Here is a 17,293-nt window from a genome sequence, read left to right on the forward strand (position 1 = left end):
TTTATACGCTTTATTCCTCTTCTATGAGTATGTCTGCTAAAAATGAAAATACAACACCTGTTTTACAGCAGCATCCTGTTAAGTTTTGCATCAACGGCAATTGCTGCGCCAACTCTTCAATACATGGAATGCTTAAGCTCAAATCAACAACATCATTTTGTTTTGGTTGCTCCAACTCAAAATGAGCAAACAATAAAACTGATGTATTTCCCTTATTTAAAACCCATTTCTTTGCATTATATAAAAACCGAAACCATTGAGATGGCAGAAGGTCGCCCCTTTGAACAACATCTTTTTTTTCAATCAACGTAATTCTCAACGCAATACAGGACAATATGAAATTGTTCTGCAAGGTGCACGGATTTATGCTGTGATCTATACCGCAAAGCAATCTGGTGTAATAACGTCTTATCAAAATTATCTGGCAGATGAACAAAAACAAAAAGTGAATCAGACACTCATAGCCCATAAATTACAATGCATTTAATTCTGTTGTTCCCATATTACTTACATACCGTTTCGTAACACTGCCGAGAGTGACATTTTTATGACTTATCTTTCAAACTGACTACAATTTGTGCACGCTTTTTGCTTGTAAATAGATGTGCAAAGCGCACTATAAAATGAGCAAAATAAAAACGAGGTGCAAAATGTATATCAAAGAACACTTAATCCGTACGGGAAATATTAAAGTCATGCAAACCTTACACGCAGCAGGAATCGATCATAAAGTGATTGCCACATTTATGTGTTGCGAAGGTATTCCAATGCAAGCGCAAGAAGTCAGCAGCGTTTTAAATCAGTATGATGCTTTAGGAGGCAAAAAAATTCCTTCTAAAAAAGTCAAAGCCTTAATTTGTGCCAAACAACTCGGAGAAGATGACGAAACCCTGCCTTGCCCAGCAGCCTATTAAATTCTTTTTAACTGCTAACAAATAAAGAGCTACTCGAAGCAGTAGCTCTTTTTATTTGCAAAACATCAGCAAAGCTTTGCACAAATGCTTAACAGTTCAACTCTGAACAACACCTAAACGGTGTATAATCTTAAGCACTGATTCAATTATTCGATGACCAATCATGCTGCTCCAAATTCTGCAAAAACAACTGGATGAAAGTACAACTTGTCCGCTTTGTCAGGCAGCAATGTATTGGGTAGAAGCTGAACAGTATGATCAAGATGTGCAATTTCATGAATGTAGTCACTGTGCGCATCGGGTGTTTCAGTCGGATAAATTCACTTGCCACTGTGACAGTTGTGCTTCAAAACGTAAAAAATTACTTCAAGAAACGCGACTGCAAGAGCAACGTAAACTCAAAAAGAAAGAGATTGTCGAGCTAGAACTCAGCCAATTAAGTTTTCTTCACAAATTGTTTTTACTCAGTATTCTGGATAATCAGATTCAGGAATATTCAGCACATGACGAATTTATTCACTGGGAAAAAATTAAATATCAACCGATTACACCCAATTATTATTTTCAAAGTACTTTGCTCAAGCAACTGTTAAAAGACCAAATTTTAATTGCCAAAGATTTTGCCGAAGAAGCGCATGAATATTATGTCAATGTTCGTCTAGAAGGTTATACAGAACCAAGTTTGTTCAGTATTACCCAACAACTCAGACATTGGTTTTACGAAAATTTAAAACTCGGTATTCCATTTAAAGACGCTGACGAAGTTAAAAACACCCTGTATTTAATCTTGTATCAAGAAATTGTTCAGTTTATGCAATTTTACTGCAAATCTTGGGGGGTTCAAATTGCAGGAAATCAGAGTTTTCAAACCTTTTGTTATCGTTTAATGGATACTCTCGCGGTGGGTCAGATTTATTATCTGATGCAAACTGCATTAGAATATCTATATGAACAAAAAGCGCTTAAGCCACGCAATGAAAACTTCATTAATACCAACTTACTCAAAAAAACTGTTCAGCAGTATCGAGAACGATCCCTCGCAGAAAAATGGGAAACCTCTACACTTCCTCGTTTACCAACTATGCCGCTTAGTAAAATGAGTGAAATCCTATTTTTTAAGTTTCTCGGTTATGATGAACGTATTTTCTTTCAACCTGTCTGGCGTTCGTGGAAGAAAATTGAACCGCGGTTAAATTTTTATTCAGTCAAACGCTGTATGTATTGTGGTTCCAATGACTTAGCCGTTGACTATGATGCCGAAGAATATGTGTCATTATTTTGTCGACGTTGTAAGCATCAGGACCACTATTTCACACGGTGAATGGTGAACATCATGTCTACACTTTCAAATCAACCCATAATTGACCTTCAGGATAATTTAGTGGATCAAACTGCAGCATTACTACAGAAAATTATTGAAGCACATACTCAGCTTCGTGCGACCCAGCCTCTAGTACAATGCATTACCAATAGTGTCGCAGCCAATTATGTAGCTAATGTTCTACTCGCGTGTGGCGCTTCACCGGCCATGATTGATAACCCCTTTGAAGCAGAAAGTTTTACTCGAATTAGTGGTGCACTCAGTATTAATCTGGGCACACCAACAACAGAACAAATGCAGGCAATGCAAATTTCTGCCAATACTGCACATCAAGCTTCTATTCCTTGGGTACTTGACCCTGTCGGTTATGGCAACATTTTATCTTGGCGCTCGGAAATGACCAATGAATTGTTGCAATATCAACCTACAGTGATTCGAGGAAATGCTTCTGAAATGAGTGGACTGGCGGGTAATCAGGTTGCAGGTAAAGGAGTAGATAGTACGCTGGATAGCGCTGAAGTCTATGCACAAGCTTGGACTTTGTTAGACCATGCAGAGTGTATTGCGATTTCAGGAGAATCTGATTTTATTCTTTCTAAAGAATTAAACAGCATCATTCAAGTGAATGGCGGTTGCTTTCTACAACCTCGTGTGACTGCAACAGGTTGTGCCCTTGGCGCATTAATTGCTGCTTATTGTGCTGTAACCGATGCAACTACTGCAACGCTAACAGCACATGTGCATTTTGCCGTGGCAGGACAATTGGCTTACCAAACTGCACAGACTGTCGGATCATTTAATGTCGCTTTCTTAGATGCATTAGATCGTATTGATACAGAACTATTGAATGAATATACGGATGTAAAAATCATCAATCGTTAAGAAAGTCAGCATTCTGTAGCACTAATTCGCTTAGCTTGCAGCACGTTCAATCGCACTCAATATTGCAGCTTCTGTCAGCATTTTGGTATTGAGTTTACTCACACACACCATGCCCATTCCATCAAAGAAATCTGGTGTGTGTTGCATAAAGAAATCGATATGTTGATTTGCCTGATCATGAATATTTATAGATTCATCTAAGGCAGTTTCAGGAATTACCCGAGGATGTACATAAATACCTTCCCCACGTTTTTGCACATCAGATTTTTTCAATGCAATTAATTTAAGTATTTCAAGGTAGTCCTGAGGTGTGTCCATATCAGTGCGTGGATAAAAATTCTGTGCACAAGATGCAAGTAAAGCATAAGCTTTCGGTTGCATTAAGGTCATGACAATCCACAAAGGAACAAGTGGATGTTTAATACTATGTTGTACCGCAACTTTAATGACTGAATTGATGGTTTTGTTGGCCCGTTGATAATTGGGTAAAAATGAACCGCGAGAATTTGCCACAAAAACATTCTTTTCACGAATTTTTAGTTTTAATACAAGAATACTGTTATACCCAATTAAACGAACGCCATCAAAATACTCGACTACTTGTACCGATATCGCATCAGAATCATGCATAAAATCATGCAATTCTTGCTTACAGGTATCAGGAAAAATAATACGATCAAATGCTAAAAGTTGTTCTAGATATTGGTTCTGATCTTCGGGTAATAACTTCTTATAATCTGTTATTGTTTCAGAAATATTCATAACTCCGTCCGAGTTGAATAGACCTAGCCATTCTAATACGAGATGCTTCTACCTAATATCCCCTAAACTTGGTAATTCAAGCTTTAATTTCGTTAAAAAGAATGAATATTCATATTTTAAATCAATAGATTACAGGATTATGTATTTAGCAAAATCAATAAGATATAAGTAAAATACAACTTTAACCCAATGAATAGAAATACCCAAAATTTTCGTAAAATAACCCATAAAAAATTTAAGTATTTTTATCAATCATTTTTTAGTTTTAGATCATTTTCACTGATTGCTTGAATATGTAATGACAGAGTAAGACATAAAATGAACCAATAGCACCTTTAAGTCACCCTTCCCTAAAAATGCTATTGGTTCAATTATCACCTTTAACCCATTCAGTGATAATTTATATATCTAGTTTAATCATTAACTTGCACAATTATCTGCTGTATTTAAAGTGATTTAAAAGAATTTCAGCATAAGAATGCAGTATATTTATATTTTAAAGAAGATTCTTCTATGGAATGAATTTTGAACAGCACAGAATATACCCTAGATAAAATTGATCGGAAGATTTTATCTGCTTTAAGACAAAATGGTAGATTGACCGTCGCACAACTCGCAGATGAAGTCGGACTTTCCTCCTCTCCGTGTTGGACGCGCTTAAAACGTTTGGAGACTCTAAAAATTATTGATGGCTATACAGCCAACATCAATCCCAAGGCAATTGGGATTAATGAATTATTCTTTATCGAAATCACGCTAGAACGACATGACGATGAAATTTTGGAGAAATTTAGCCAAACTTTAGCAGACATTCCCGAAGTGATTGAAGCTCATTTAGTGACTGGAGATTATGATTATTTGGTCAAAGTTGCTGTAAAAAATGCTGAACACTATGAGCGTTTTCTAAGAAAAAAACTCTATTCAATTAAAGGAATTCGACATACACGCTCGACTTTTGCTTTACGACCCCTCAAATCTGCAACAAGTTCAGATTTAATGTTAATTGAATAATCCAAAACTCTTTTACTGCAATTTAGGTAGATCTGTGTTTTAATATACTTAGTATGAGATGAGCCTTATATGAGTATAGCGCGAGCTATACGACTAGCCCCTAAAATGGGGCTTTTTATTGTCTGTCTATTAAAGAAACTTCGTTATAATTCTACTCACTGAATAAAAATATATCTGATTAATTAGACTCGATGTCATAGACCCAATTTCGTGCTTGTTGGTCTGTCGTGGTTTCACAAACATAATAGTCATGATCCCATGAGTCTTGATGGAAAATTTCCATTTTTCGATAGGTCACTTTTTTAGAGTTTTCAACACAGACAAAGCTATCGCCTTGGTCTTTGACTTGAGTTCTGTTGAGGAAACCACCAATACAGAGGAATCGGGATTGTTTAGGCATTTTTACATTAACTTTTTAAATCATTTCACAATGCGTGGATTAAACGATTTATTTGACTAAGTGTAAAGTAGGGTTACTATTCAGTATAATTAGCCTTGTTTAAAAATATCAAACCAAGAGAGTTTTAGCCCGATCATTTACCAACAAAATACTCTTCAACGAAGATATTAACTCTTCAATAGATAAACTACTTTCTTTAAAATTTTGGAAAACTTGATATAATGATTCATTAACTAATCCTTGAAAATCTCCATCGTTTGCATTTAAACTTTTCTCTATCTTAATCAAATCATTCAAAACATCTTGAAAAACTTTAAAATCTTCAGAATCATCTAGTAATGAAATGTCCATCAAAGTACACTTTATCAATATAATTATTTAAATCATCTCCGAAAGAACTTAAGTTCTGCTCTATATTAGGATTTAATACTAGTTCAACATGAGCCAACTCATGTGCTATACAAGAAATCTGATCATTAAAATCCAATTCAGCACTAACTTTTATTACACCATGATTTATATTATCAGAAAAATAACCTAGATTTGGTATTGGATCAGCTGGTAATTTATATTCTAGTTGAAGTGAGTAATTGTTATCGCTACATAATTTCAAAATGACTTGATAGTAATTACTTAAGTTATTATCACTATTTACAACATCTAATATATTCATAAAAAATAAGGGCTAATAAATTAGCCCTTATTTTAAACCACTTATTGCTTAACTATCAATCAATTAAGTCAATTGAGCAGCAGCAATTTTCTTCGTATCAATCTCAGATGCAGGTTTAGTATAGTCTGTCATCTTGTCGAAGCTTAAGTATTGGTAGATGTCAGCAGACATGCTATCAATTTGCGCTGCATACTGTTGGTATTCTTCTGGAGTTGGTAATTTACCAAGTACAGCAGCAACAGATGCAAGTTCAGCAGATGCTAAATAAACGTTCGCACCTTGACCTAAACGGTTCGGGAAGTTACGAGTAGAAGTCGATACACATGTTGTGTTCGGCGCTACACGTGCTTGGTTACCCATACATAATGAACAACCTGGCATTTCAGTACGCGCGCCAGCTTTACCATAAGTATTGTAGAAACCTTCTTCCATCAATTGACGTTCGTCCATACGCGTAGGTGGAGCAATCCACAAACGAGTTGAAAGTACGCCACCAGGAACTTTCTCTAACAACTTACCAGTTGCGCGGAAATGACCGATGTTCGTCATACATGAACCAACGAATACTTCGTCAATTTTCACGCCTTGAACGTCAGAAAGCAATTTCGCATCATCTGGGTCATTCGGGCAGCAAAGAACTGGTTCAGTGATCGTAGAAAGGTCAATTTCATACACTTTCGTGTATTCAGCGTCAGCATCAGCTTTAAGAAGTGATGGGTTCGCTAACCATTTTTCCATGTTCTCAACACGACGAGCCATAGTACGCGCATCGCCATAACCTTCAGAAATCATCCACTTCAACATTGTGATGTTTGATTTCAGGTATTCAGCAACTTTCTCTTCAGAAAGCGTGATAGAACAACCAGCAGCAGAACGTTCAGCAGACGCATCAGAAAGTTCGAATGCTTGCTCAACAGTAAGATCTGTTTCCATTTCTGTTAAGTCGATCTCAAGGATACGACCAGAGAAGATGTTTTTCTTACCTTTCTTCTCTACAGTTAAGTCACCTTGCTGAATCGCAACGTAAGGAATTGCATGTACAAGGTCACGTAGAGTGATACCAGGTTGCATTTTACCTTTGAACTTAACAAGTACAGATTCAGGCATGTCTAATGGCATAACACCAGTCGCAGCAGCGAATGCTACAAGACCAGAACCCGCTGGGAATGAAATACCAATTGGGAAACGCGTATGTGAGTCACCACCAGTACCAACTGTATCTGGAAGAAGCATACGGTTTAACCAAGAGTGAATAATACCATCACCTGGACGTAAAGATACACCGCCACGGTTCATGATGAAATCAGGAAGCGAGTGTTGCATTTGAACGTCAACTGGTTTTGGATACGCAGCAGTATGACAGAAAGATTGCATAACTAAGTCAGCAGAGAAACCTAGGCAAGCCAAGTCTTTCAATTCGTCACGTGTCATTGGACCAGTGGTATCTTGCGAACCAACAGTCGTCATCTTAGGTTCACAGTAAGTACCTGGAAGTACGCCTTGACCTTCAGGAAGACCACATGCGCGACCAACCATTTTCTGTGCTTGAGTGAAACCTTTGCCAGTAGCAGCAGGTTGAACTGGAGTACGGAATAAAGTAGATGGAGCAAGACCTAAAGCTTCACGCGCTTTAGTCGTCAAACCACGACCAACGATTAGGTTGATACGACCACCCGCGCGCACTTCGTCTAGAAGCACTGGAGTTTTCAATTCAGCTTCAGCAATTACTGCGCCGTCTTTAGTTGCAGTTACTTTTGCAGCAGCATGATCAATGTTAAGAACGATTTCATCGCCCATGTTCATGTTTGCAACATCAATCTCGATTGGCAACGCGCCAGCATCTTCCATTGTGTTGAAGAAAATCGGAGCGATTTTAGAACCTAAGCAGTAACCACCGTCTTTTTTGTTCGGGATGTGAGCAATTTCGTCACCGAAGAACCAAAGTACAGAGTTAGTTGCTGATTTACGGCTTGAACCTGTACCAACAACGTCACCTACGTAAGCAACTTGGTTGCCTTTCGCGATTAAGTCTTTAATTTGGTTTAATGGACCAACTTCACCAGGAACTTCTGGGTTGATACCGTCACGTACGTTTTTCAACATCGCATTTGCGTGCAATGGAATGTCTGGACGGCTCCATGCGTCTTGTGCAGGTGACAAGTCGTCAGTGTTGGTTTCGCCAGTTACTTTGAAAACAGTAAGTTTGATTTCAGTTGGAACATCTTTACGGCTAGTGAACCATTCAGCATCAGCCCAAGATTGCATAACCGCTTGTGCATTCGCGTTACCCGCTTTTGCTTTATCTGCAACGTCATGGAATGCATCAAATACAAGAAGAGTTTTCTTCAATGCTTCAGCCGCTAATTCAGCAAGTGCAGCATCATCAAGAAGAGCAACTAAAGGAGCAACGTTATAACCACCAAGCATAGTGCCTAGTAAGTAAACCGCACGTTCTTTAGAAACTAATGGTGAAGTCGCTTCGCCTTTAGCCAAAGCAGCCAAAAAAGCAGCTTTAACGTATGCAGCTTGGTCAACACCCGCTGGAACACGATTTTCTAGTAGATCAACTAAAAATGCTTCTTCGCCAGCTGGTGGATTTTTTAATAATTCAACTAATGCAGCTGTTTGAGCATCATCAAGTGGCTTCGGTGGGACTCCGAGTGCGGCACGTTCTGCAACGTGTTGGCGGTAAGCTTCTAGCACGGTGTTATTCCTCTTTTTTAAAAAATTATTTACGCATTCCTGCTTTAAATAAAGCTACGCAAATAATATGGACTGCTTGATTTTACTAAAATTCCAGTTAAAAGTTAATGCGCTACAAGTGTTTCTTCGTGATGCCCATTATTTTTTAACTAAATGATGCTCATATCGATTGCATATAAAAACAGCAATATAGTCAGATCATTTGGACTTTTTTCACATTAACTTTGAACTGCCATTCAAAAACAAAAAAGGCAACTTATGTTGCCTTTTTTCACTCTAGATAAATATTCAACCTTAGTGGACAGTGGTTTCTCGTAAATACTCCGCCAAGGCAGATTTATCCCCTTCAAATTTGACCTGAACTTCATCCTCATGCAGCATAAGATGCTGTGCGCTAATAAATGAAATTTTTACAGCATAGAGCTTTAGATCTGTATCAATTGAGTGTTGTATATAAACTCTATCGCCAAGACTAAGCACATAATGACTACCCGCAATAATCATACAATGTGTTTCATTCTGTAAAAGTAAATCTGCGTGATTTAAATAACCAACAACTTCCATATCTCACCTCATTGGTTGTTATTATTCTGCTTTCATTATTGTTTAAAAATTGATAGTTTTCTATATCCTCAGATCGCATTCATAATATATTTTAAATATACTTAGGCTATTCTATTGATCCTAAATAAGACTATTTCGTTCTAGGGAAAACCCACCCAAGCAAAAAAGCCTTGTATCACTCTTACACAAGGCCTCATTTTGCATTTAGATTTTCAGAAAAGATTGTATTCTATCCGTTATAGCTCATTTAAAACTGCTTATACTCTGGCAATTGATCATGTGGCGTTACCAAACATTTCTCTGTAATTTGTGCCTTAATTTGCTCACGTGCTGCGTCTTTATCTTGTTTAATTTGCTCTTCTGGCAAGGCATAGACTTGTTCAATAATCCCCAAAATGAACTTTTTAGTAAATTCATCATCAATTTTATTCGCGTGTTCTATGGCTTTATCTTTTTCAATAGCACTTTGACGATCGAGCATAATTGAACGTGCAGCATTGCCCATACTGGTACAGTAACCATGCCATTGTTCTTCAGGAGTTAATGGCTTCTTTTCAGAACATCCAGCTAATGCCGCCACAATCGCCAAAAAATAAACTTTTTTCATGCATACTCTCCAATTTTGCACCCTATGATAGTCAAACTTTTTAAAATGAAGAACTCTTACTATCTACGAATATGAAAAAAGCCCTGATTTGGGCTTATTTCACTGAAAAAATTAACCGCAACTCGCTTGAACCACTTTATTGTCTTTCGGATTAATCGTGACCGTAACACGGTCTTCACGATAATCCATCGTCACAGGTTGACCTGGTTGAACTAAACGTACGACGTGTGCACTCGTTTTTTGTTTAATTTGTACCTCGGTCAAGCCACTTTGCCCAACCAAAGCTGCCGCTTGTTCAGGTACACATTTTGCCTGATTTGCACGGAAAAATTCCCACTCTTCAACAATCTGCCCATTAGGTAAATGACAATACCCAACTTCACCATTCGTTTCTTTTCTAATTTCTAATTTACCATTTTGTTCAACACAAAAAGTACTCGCAGGATTTGCCATACCAACGTTCGGTTTTACAGTTTCACTCTTTTGTGCAGTGCTACAACCCGACAAAGCCGTCATAATCAGTCCAAGCATCACGATTTTTTTCATAAAGGATATTTCTTTAAATAAAAGATTAACATAGCAAAAATATTGAAAACAAACTGTGCGATTTTTGCTAAATATCAATCAAAAAAGCCCATCAAATGATGAGCTTTCCATACTTAAAACTTCTTTTATACATTAACTTTAATTCACTGAATGAATATCAAGTTCTTCATTTTTCGCTAAAACTACAGAAGCTAAAATTGGTGTCCCCAAAATGAAAGGTATAGAGAAGATCCAAAAGATCACGGTATAGTCAGGATTGAAGAAAAATTGAATAGCTATTGCCGCCAAGATTAAAACAGAAAATAAAATGGCTGCAAAACGCAGTACAAATTTGATTGGCATAGTGATCATCGCTCTATATTTAGCTCGTCTACTTACTATACACATACTTTTCATATGGTTTTATTGATTTTAGGTATCTAATGACTGTTATTTATAGATTTTCTTGATCTAGATAAATCACCTCAAGTACGATGGAAATACTTTTTCGAAGCTTGTTCAAATATAAAGATCGTAGTAGAAGCTATATTTCAAATATGGATGAATTAAATTACTGAGTACTTGTGAATCGAACTAACATTATTTGTAGTGAGCTGAAACTTATATATTTGAAACATTTCTGCATCTATACAGATATGTAATTCACTCCATTGACAACGATATTCAGACTGATGCTTCTTGTTTTTCATTTTCCTTCATTCTGGTATTTTAAACCTGTACTATTAATAAGCGAATAAAAAACCATCATTTCTTTTTTAAGAGTTAATCGCAATATCAATATGGTTTTTCCATTTGCAAATTATTGTTGTATACGAGTATCACTGATATTCAGAGCTATCATATTTAATCAGTAAATACGAATGCAACTTAAAACGAATCCCGTGACCCTTCGAAGAGTTACTAAACGGCACTTAATAGGTTCTATTTCGTCCTTTTCTGCCCTTTGACTCGACTCATATTAAGTATTTGGATCAAACCCAAAGGCATAAATTATTTTTCAACGAGTTATCACATGGCACTAGCTTTGTGCTATACATAGCCTTTTTCCCATTTGGGCTTTTTATGAAAACATCTTCTTCTAACGACACCGAATCAACCGTATTGGGTTGGAAATTTATTGTTATTGTTGGAATTATCACGACCATCTTTTTTTCTTTTTTATATTTAGCGATGTCAAGCGATCCAGAGTATATGCCTAACCGCGAACCAAAAGTCGCCCAACAACCAACAAACACTGCAGAACATTCAGCCACCGAATCTCAGCATCCAAGTCATAACAGCAGAGATAGTTCTCAATAAGTGGGATAAGAATAGACCTGTTGAGTGCTATTTCAGACTAAATCTACAAGTTAGACATTTGTATTTTTAATCTGAAATTACTTAACAGTCTACATCCGTATTGCTTAATACTGGTTAAATCCCCAATAATATAATCATAAATAGTATCTTACTAAAAAATATTATTTCCGTGACTTAGTAACGCCAGTTCTGAGATTGGTGATTTTCAATGAATGTAATTAACTATAAAGCTCTATAAAAGATTGTACTTGAATGTTTTATATTTTAGCGATACTTCGCAGGAACTATATAACAGTTTGAATTTATAGTTCAATAGCCTACAAAACCATCTATATTTTTTACTATACTTTGGGGCTTTGAAGGATGGATGAATAGTCCCTATTTGTACGGAAAGAAAAATTGTTGAGGGTTTCGTACATTCCCCTAAAGGATTTTATACCAAGTAAAATAGGCTTCTTATAAAATTTATGTTAAACAGCTCCTTACTAAGGGGCTGTTTAACTAAATTAAACTCATGGGCTATAAATATCGTGCCCACTTAATTTTTGTAAAATTTCCATCAGATCCAGTAGTGTTGTTATCATCAGTATTATTGCCTGAATCATTTTTCACATTAGTAAGGTCAATGACAACACTACTATTAAATGAAGAAAAATTGCTTTGACTTGCACCTAAATTTGCCGCTGTAATCTGCCCAGAAATTTGGCTAGCACCCGCTGTATTAAAACGAGAACCAGCTATTACCTTACCAAAAATATATGAATTCGATGTAAGATTAATATTGCCTCCATTATAACTGGCTTTGCACGCTTGTAGACTGTTTCCGTTTGTACATGAGCCTGCCATTAATGCAATATCTCCAATAGTAGCACTCGTTAATTCTGAACTCGATTTACACAAATTTGAGGGCATCTTGTAACCTGAGACATTACAAATTTTATTTGCACCTGCATAGTTAGGTGAATAAACAGATGGAATAGATGCCTCAATATTACCAGTTGCTAACATTGAATTATTGTACGCACCCTGCCCAACCCTTAAATTACCATAAAAAAACATTACTCCTGGTGCAAGAGATGGTACATCTGGAGCAATACTACTATGTGTTCCATAATAACTAGTGTCTGCTAATATCCATGTTCTATCAGAGCTTTGGTAACTTACAAATTGACCATTTGTGGTATTGGGTTCATTCGGGAACAGCTTAAGCTGATAAATATAATTTTTAAGTTGTCCAATATTAGGTGTATTTTCACAAAACTCTGGATCTGTCGAATCTAACTTTTTACATAAATAGCCAGTATAAGGATTTCCAGCCCAATATTGATTTCCACCAAGCTTAATTTTAGCAAGATAATAATCACCACTGTAATCAACGTTTGTCGTTTGATCTTTCACATTTTGGACTTTAACTTTAATGCGTTGGTTGCTATCTATATAAAAGATATAATTTGCATCTGCTAAATTATCTAGGACATTCACTAGAATTTCATCTGTAACAATGACAGCCTTAGTTGATCCACTAGGTCGTTTAGGTTCTTCACTTGAGAAATTGACTGTAGGCGTCGATGAAACATTTATAGCATTAGACGATTCTTTCGCACAGTTTTGCTGGCTATATTGAATTTTTTTTGCATTAATATATTCAAGTTTATTCCACCAATCCGCATTACAAATAAAAGTTTTCTCAGTTGTACTTCTAGACAGAGTTACACTATTGGAATTTACAGTAATATTGCCTTTTGCAAATGCGTTAGTAATATTTCCTCCATTCGTGACTATTTCGTCTTTTGCTTTTACTGTACCAACTGAACCATTATTTACAGTGATTTTTTTACCTGCAGTAAGTGTATTAGCGCTATTACCTGTAAAAGAAATTGTTCCTTGAGCATCGGCATTACCAACAGATCCATTATTCACAGTGATATCGCCACCTGCAATTAATATTGTTCCAGTACCACCACCACTTAAGTTAATATTCGATAAAGTATTCGCAACTTTTACACTACCATTTGTAATAATAATATCTTTATCTGCATACATTTCACCCACTTGTTTCCCAGTATTGACTGTAATTTTTCCTTTAGCATAAACGACGTCAACTTCACTGCCCGGGCCTAAATATACATCTCCATTTGATACAATTGTTCCAATTCTTTCACCACCTCCATTTAAAGTAACATTGCCTGTAACATTGAGTTCATTTACACCAATAAAGGTGTTTCCAGTGGATTCAAAGTTACCATGTACATTGACCACAGCATTCTTACCACCTTTAATTTCAATACCACCTGCAACTTTAAGATCACCATAAATATCTATTGCATTTACCGAAGTATTATTATTAGTTGAATTATTTCCTTTACCTAAAGAAATTAGGTAAGTAACTTGTATCGTTGCTGATGATTCCGACTTACTACTCAAATTCTGAATATTTGCTGAGACACGATATGTTTTGGGAGTTGTACTAAGGACTTCAACATCGACATTTCTTACATTCAATGTTCGCCCATCAATTACATTCAACGTGAATGTTTCGCCTTTTAATTTATTAACCTCGGTCTCAACCTCTACCTCAGATTTATTTTTTACTTTACCTACATATTGATCTAAATATTTTCGGAAAACTTCAACACCAGTCCAAGCCCCAGATTGTGCATTAGTTAAAGCATGACTCGTCACCAACGTACGTTGAGAGGTATTTATATAATAAGCCGTGCCTAAAGCTGAAGCAGCAATAGTTAGCCCTACAAGTAAAACAATTAAAATTGTTGCAAAACCACGTTGTGAAGCTGGGAGATTTTTATTTCTTAATGTCATTTTAAGGCCCTAAGCAGTAATATTCATGAGGCAAACTGGTACTTTAATTTGGCCTAATCCTGCAATTTTTTGAGTGCTTGTTTGAGCTAAAATGGTTACTAAAGGATGCTGAGTGTTTACATCTGGATCGCCAGCACCGTATGGTGTACAGTTAGTAGTCGATTGCTCAAAATTAATTTGTTTGGGATTAGATTTATCTAGAGAATAATCCTCTAATTCGGCTAGAGTGGCTTTAACTTTCCACTTAATAGTCGTTGAACTCAGACTTTCTGTTTCTGAACAATTCGTTTCTGTCTCGCCTAAAAATCCATTCAGTAATATAAAACTACGTTTCTTATTATCAGCAGTCGCAACATCGGCTAGCCCTTGGCAAACTACTGTTGAGCCTTCTTTGAAACGCCATAAAATTGCATTTACATTTTTTGAGTCTATCGAAATAGTATCCGATTGTAAGAAATGTGATGATCCATCTAATCCGAATCCTGCATTTTGTAAAAACATTTGGGCAGTTGTAAATCCACTCTGCAACTGAGTATCGTGAGTTGAAGCCACTCTCGAATCAACTCCAGTTTTAACCATGGTTCGGTAAACACTTAAAACAGCGATAATGCATAGCATTGAAATTACAAGTCCAACCAACAACCCTATTAATGTTGTACCTAACTGACTTTTCATTATAAAAATTCCCCTACTGTTATTTGCTCCTCTAATGACTCACTTTCTATTTCAAATTTCATCGGCTGACTGTCAGAAATCGTGGCATTCAAATTATTACTGGAACTATTTACAGTAACTGTCATCTCCTTACAAATAACTTTCACATTAATATCTTTGTTTTTATCATCATCTTTGCCATTACAATTCTCGTTACCTACGCCATTACAATTACCACTTCCATTACCATTACTATTGCCATTACCATTATTACTAGTATTGCTGTTGCTGTTGCTGTTGCTGTTGCTGTTGCTGTTGCTGTTGCTGTTGCTGTTGCTGTTGCTGTTGCTGTTGCTGTTGCTGTTGCTGTTGCTGTTGCTGTTGCTGATATTAATTGAAAGGGTTTTAGTTCCTTCACACCACTGTTTTTTATCTTCAGCTGTTGCATTTTGCATTTTCGCACGAAGCTCATTTATAACAATGTATTGCAGATTGTTTTGTTGCTGACTGACAAGCATACGACCAATACTATAAACCGCCCCTAAAATAACAATAGATGAGAGCGCTATAGCGATTAGAGCTTCTAATAAACCAAGTCCTGCTTGTGCTTTTTTAATTGAGGGTATACGTTTCATTTAAAGTTCCATTACTTATCGTCAAAGATAAGTTGGTTTTGCAATTAGTCGTAATTTCTGTAGTGACTTGTCCAAAGTTGTTGAAGGCATAACACCGAAAGAGTGTAGTATCAGGATTTCTAATCAATATGGCGGAATTTAAAGGATAATCAAATACTTTTGGGCTTGAACAACTCGCTGATCCAGTTGAAGTTGCCTTATGTACGGTAAGGTGTTTAGTAACTTCATCTAAACATATCTGACTTGATGGTTGAGCAGCATTCAAACCAAACTCATTACGGATTGCTGTGGCTTTAGCTAAACTCATAGCACTTTTAAGTGACATTGAAGCTTTATCTAATTCAGCCTGTTTTGCCCATAATCCAGTAAAGGATGTGCCTATAGTGACTAGTATTGCCAAGATCGCAATTGTGATCATCAACTCAATTAAGCTAATTCCATATTGTTTTGATTTTTCGATTACCATGTCGTCTGACCATCACAGCTTGTTGTTGAAGTACGACTATTAGTATTCGTAATTTTTAAGTTACAACCGACTAAGTTACTAGAATCTTTTGCTGTTGCTATTAATTCATAGCCTTTGCCGCTATCCACCGTTTTACTTGAAAACTCAAAAATATCTGACTTGCTGGCAGACCATTGCGGAAAAGCCGAACTAGCGTTTAATGCACTAGCACTTGCATAATCTTGATTAGGATAGGATAGATTTCTTTGATAATAGTTTTCAAATACCAAGCTTAATGAGACAAGATCAGCCTGAGCAGCTTTAATATTCGCTCGCTTAATATAACTTTGGTACGAAGGGAGAGCTATTGCTGCCAAAATAGCAACAATTACAATGGTTACCATAAGTTCTATAAGAGTAAAGCCTGAAATTCTGTTTGGTTTATATTTAAATATTTGATACATGTGAAATTTACATATGTTTTTTTGTAAATGGTTAAACTTATCACATTTTTGTATGTTTTTTGATAAAAATTTATACCAATTGGCAAAAAATTAATTCTCATTTAATAATATTTCACCTAATTATCAGTTAAATACTGTTAAAAACTCTGTGCTGCTTCAAAAGGAAAGGTTATACCTGACAGTCCAAGCCATCATTTATGAGGATGATTATTGAGAAAATACCCTATGAGCGCTTGAGTTGTTTTAGCTTGCTTTGATTAAAGTAGAGTTCAAAAACTTATCTAAATCTCATTTCATCATTGTTTTATTTATTTTTTTCATAAACCCCATGAGCTATCTCAACCAAACGGTTTGAGCTTTTTTTCTCACTTCAAGAGGTGTTATCTCATTTGTCTTTCTAAGAGTAGCACGGAAAAATTTTCCCTCATGTCATCGTTCGACAATATAGGATTTATTTTTGTGGTGGCTCGGACTGCAAAACCTATCATATCTGCATTTCGATAGATGGCTTGGCTTGCCCTTTTTTTACCAATTCAATAACATCAACATTAGACCTGTTGAGTGCCATTTCAGACTAAATCTACAAGTTAGAC

General features: G+C 36.2%; 20 protein-coding genes. 5 read left to right on the top strand and 15 right to left on the bottom strand.

What is annotated here, in order from left to right; all coding sequences use genetic code 11:
* Window positions 1-10: 10 nt before the first annotated feature.
* Window positions 11-307 (bottom strand): hypothetical protein, encoded by a 297-nt coding sequence (locus E0H94_RS09960; RefSeq protein ID WP_131326362.1) that lies wholly within the window; start codon window positions 305-307, stop codon window positions 11-13.
* Window positions 308-650: 343 nt separating this feature from the next.
* On the opposite strand from E0H94_RS09960, the gene E0H94_RS09965 reads away from it, so the two are divergent.
* From E0H94_RS09965 to thiM, 3 genes are all read left to right on the top strand, one after another.
* Window positions 651-914: a hypothetical protein gene (locus E0H94_RS09965; protein WP_131326364.1), complete on the top strand. Its 264-nt coding sequence runs from the start codon at window positions 651-653 to the stop codon at window positions 912-914.
* A gap of 163 nt (window positions 915-1,077) precedes the next feature.
* The gene (locus tag E0H94_RS09970; RefSeq protein ID WP_131326366.1) at window positions 1,078-2,235 is read left to right on the top strand and encodes a hypothetical protein; all 1,158 of its coding nucleotides are present in this window, start codon (window positions 1,078-1,080) and stop codon (window positions 2,233-2,235) included.
* A 12-nt stretch (window positions 2,236-2,247) separates the two neighbouring features.
* The gene (thiM, locus tag E0H94_RS09975; protein ID WP_131326368.1) at window positions 2,248-3,117 is read left to right on the top strand and encodes a hydroxyethylthiazole kinase; all 870 of its coding nucleotides are present in this window, start codon (window positions 2,248-2,250) and stop codon (window positions 3,115-3,117) included.
* A gap of 30 nt (window positions 3,118-3,147) precedes the next feature.
* Here thiM and E0H94_RS09980 read toward each other — a convergent pair whose 3' ends face one another.
* On the bottom strand, window positions 3,148-3,879 hold the full coding sequence (locus E0H94_RS09980) for a hypothetical protein (RefSeq protein ID WP_131326369.1): 732 nt from the start codon (window positions 3,877-3,879) through the stop codon (window positions 3,148-3,150).
* Between the two features lie 525 nt (window positions 3,880-4,404).
* On the opposite strand from E0H94_RS09980, the gene E0H94_RS09985 reads away from it, so the two are divergent.
* Complete coding sequence (locus E0H94_RS09985; RefSeq protein ID WP_131326371.1) at window positions 4,405-4,890, top strand: Lrp/AsnC family transcriptional regulator; 486 nt, start codon at window positions 4,405-4,407, stop codon at window positions 4,888-4,890.
* A gap of 178 nt (window positions 4,891-5,068) precedes the next feature.
* Here E0H94_RS09985 and E0H94_RS09990 read toward each other — a convergent pair whose 3' ends face one another.
* The 8 genes from E0H94_RS09990 to E0H94_RS10025 form a co-directional block, all read right to left on the bottom strand.
* Window positions 5,069-5,290, bottom strand: a complete 222-nt coding sequence (locus E0H94_RS09990; protein WP_131326373.1) for a hypothetical protein — start codon at window positions 5,288-5,290, stop codon at window positions 5,069-5,071.
* A gap of 108 nt (window positions 5,291-5,398) precedes the next feature.
* Window positions 5,399-5,641, bottom strand: a complete 243-nt coding sequence (locus tag E0H94_RS09995; protein ID WP_131326376.1) for a hypothetical protein — start codon at window positions 5,639-5,641, stop codon at window positions 5,399-5,401.
* Window positions 5,619-5,963 (bottom strand): hypothetical protein, encoded by a 345-nt coding sequence (locus E0H94_RS10000; RefSeq protein WP_131326378.1) that lies wholly within the window; start codon window positions 5,961-5,963, stop codon window positions 5,619-5,621. The genes E0H94_RS09995 and E0H94_RS10000 overlap by 23 nt, the downstream gene beginning before the upstream one ends.
* Window positions 5,964-6,026: 63 nt before the next feature.
* Complete coding sequence (locus E0H94_RS10005) at window positions 6,027-8,666, bottom strand: bifunctional aconitate hydratase 2/2-methylisocitrate dehydratase (RefSeq protein ID WP_131326380.1); 2,640 nt, start codon at window positions 8,664-8,666, stop codon at window positions 6,027-6,029.
* 294 nt (window positions 8,667-8,960) lie between these two features.
* Window positions 8,961-9,230 (bottom strand): hypothetical protein, encoded by a 270-nt coding sequence (locus E0H94_RS10010; RefSeq protein WP_131326382.1) that lies wholly within the window; start codon window positions 9,228-9,230, stop codon window positions 8,961-8,963.
* Between the two features lie 247 nt (window positions 9,231-9,477).
* Window positions 9,478-9,837, bottom strand: coding sequence for a hypothetical protein (locus tag E0H94_RS10015; RefSeq protein ID WP_131326383.1), 360 nt, complete (start codon window positions 9,835-9,837; stop codon window positions 9,478-9,480).
* A gap of 111 nt (window positions 9,838-9,948) precedes the next feature.
* Window positions 9,949-10,383 carry an I78 family peptidase inhibitor gene (locus tag E0H94_RS10020; RefSeq protein ID WP_131326385.1) on the bottom strand — a complete coding sequence of 145 codons (435 nt, stop codon included), beginning with the start codon at window positions 10,381-10,383 and terminating at the stop codon, window positions 9,949-9,951.
* Between the two features lie 138 nt (window positions 10,384-10,521).
* Window positions 10,522-10,725 carry a hypothetical protein gene (locus E0H94_RS10025; protein WP_131264419.1) on the bottom strand — a complete coding sequence of 68 codons (204 nt, stop codon included), beginning with the start codon at window positions 10,723-10,725 and terminating at the stop codon, window positions 10,522-10,524.
* 720 nt (window positions 10,726-11,445) lie between these two features.
* On the opposite strand from E0H94_RS10025, the gene E0H94_RS10030 reads away from it, so the two are divergent.
* Window positions 11,446-11,682: a hypothetical protein gene (locus tag E0H94_RS10030; RefSeq protein ID WP_131326387.1), complete on the top strand. Its 237-nt coding sequence runs from the start codon at window positions 11,446-11,448 to the stop codon at window positions 11,680-11,682.
* Between the two features lie 519 nt (window positions 11,683-12,201).
* Here the strand turns inward: E0H94_RS10030 and E0H94_RS10035 are convergent.
* The 5 genes from E0H94_RS10035 to E0H94_RS10055 are packed head-to-tail and all read right to left on the bottom strand — an operon-like array spanning window position 12,202 to window position 16,700.
* Entirely contained in the window at window positions 12,202-14,502 is a 2,301-nt protein-coding gene (locus E0H94_RS10035) for a hypothetical protein (protein WP_131326389.1), read from the bottom strand.
* 9 nt (window positions 14,503-14,511) lie between these two features.
* On the bottom strand, window positions 14,512-15,177 hold the full coding sequence (locus E0H94_RS10040; RefSeq protein WP_131326391.1) for a PilW family protein: 666 nt from the start codon (window positions 15,175-15,177) through the stop codon (window positions 14,512-14,514).
* A complete protein-coding gene (locus E0H94_RS10045) occupies window positions 15,177-15,791 on the bottom strand; it encodes a type II secretion system protein J (RefSeq protein WP_131326392.1) in 615 nt (204 codons plus the stop codon). The genes E0H94_RS10040 and E0H94_RS10045 overlap by 1 nt, the downstream gene beginning before the upstream one ends.
* Window positions 15,769-16,257 (bottom strand): Tfp pilus assembly protein FimT/FimU, encoded by a 489-nt coding sequence (locus E0H94_RS10050; RefSeq protein WP_131326394.1) that lies wholly within the window; start codon window positions 16,255-16,257, stop codon window positions 15,769-15,771. Before E0H94_RS10050 ends, E0H94_RS10045 begins: the two co-directional genes overlap by 23 nt.
* Window positions 16,251-16,700, bottom strand: coding sequence for a type IV pilin protein (locus E0H94_RS10055; RefSeq protein WP_131326396.1), 450 nt, complete (start codon window positions 16,698-16,700; stop codon window positions 16,251-16,253). Before E0H94_RS10055 ends, E0H94_RS10050 begins: the two co-directional genes overlap by 7 nt.
* Between the last annotated feature and the right edge of the window lie 593 nt (window positions 16,701-17,293).

Origin of the sequence: Acinetobacter sp. ANC 4173 (genome assembly GCF_004331255.1) — a bacterium.
In the GTDB taxonomy this organism is placed as follows: Bacteria; Pseudomonadota; Gammaproteobacteria; order Pseudomonadales; family Moraxellaceae; genus Acinetobacter.

Bases quoted from the DNA above. Each gene is read 5' to 3' on its own strand.
- E0H94_RS10010 (WP_131326382.1), bottom strand. From the start codon at position 9,230: ATGGAAGTTGTTGGTTATTTAAATCACGCAGATTTACTTTTACAGAAT.
- E0H94_RS10040 (WP_131326391.1), bottom strand. From the start codon at position 15,177: ATGAAAAGTCAGTTAGGTACAACATTAATAGGGTTGTTGGTTGGACTT.
- E0H94_RS10025 (WP_131264419.1), bottom strand. From the start codon at position 10,725: ATGCCAATCAAATTTGTACTGCGTTTTGCAGCCATTTTATTTTCTGTT.
- E0H94_RS09990 (WP_131326373.1), bottom strand. From the start codon at position 5,290: ATGCCTAAACAATCCCGATTCCTCTGTATTGGTGGTTTCCTCAACAGA.
- E0H94_RS09995 (WP_131326376.1), bottom strand. From the start codon at position 5,641: ATGGACATTTCATTACTAGATGATTCTGAAGATTTTAAAGTTTTTCAA.
- E0H94_RS10045 (WP_131326392.1), bottom strand. From the start codon at position 15,791: ATGAAACGTATACCCTCAATTAAAAAAGCACAAGCAGGACTTGGTTTA.
- thiM (WP_131326368.1), top strand. From the start codon at position 2,248: ATGTCTACACTTTCAAATCAACCCATAATTGACCTTCAGGATAATTTA.
- E0H94_RS10030 (WP_131326387.1), top strand. From the start codon at position 11,446: ATGAAAACATCTTCTTCTAACGACACCGAATCAACCGTATTGGGTTGG.
- E0H94_RS09980 (WP_131326369.1), bottom strand. From the start codon at position 3,879: ATGAATATTTCTGAAACAATAACAGATTATAAGAAGTTATTACCCGAA.
- E0H94_RS10000 (WP_131326378.1), bottom strand. From the start codon at position 5,963: ATGAATATATTAGATGTTGTAAATAGTGATAATAACTTAAGTAATTAC.
- E0H94_RS10035 (WP_131326389.1), bottom strand. From the start codon at position 14,502: ATGACATTAAGAAATAAAAATCTCCCAGCTTCACAACGTGGTTTTGCA.
- E0H94_RS09965 (WP_131326364.1), top strand. From the start codon at position 651: ATGTATATCAAAGAACACTTAATCCGTACGGGAAATATTAAAGTCATG.
- E0H94_RS10050 (WP_131326394.1), bottom strand. From the start codon at position 16,257: ATGGTAATCGAAAAATCAAAACAATATGGAATTAGCTTAATTGAGTTG.
- E0H94_RS10015 (WP_131326383.1), bottom strand. From the start codon at position 9,837: ATGAAAAAAGTTTATTTTTTGGCGATTGTGGCGGCATTAGCTGGATGT.
- E0H94_RS09970 (WP_131326366.1), top strand. From the start codon at position 1,078: ATGCTGCTCCAAATTCTGCAAAAACAACTGGATGAAAGTACAACTTGT.
- E0H94_RS10020 (WP_131326385.1), bottom strand. From the start codon at position 10,383: ATGAAAAAAATCGTGATGCTTGGACTGATTATGACGGCTTTGTCGGGT.
- E0H94_RS10055 (WP_131326396.1), bottom strand. From the start codon at position 16,700: ATGTATCAAATATTTAAATATAAACCAAACAGAATTTCAGGCTTTACT.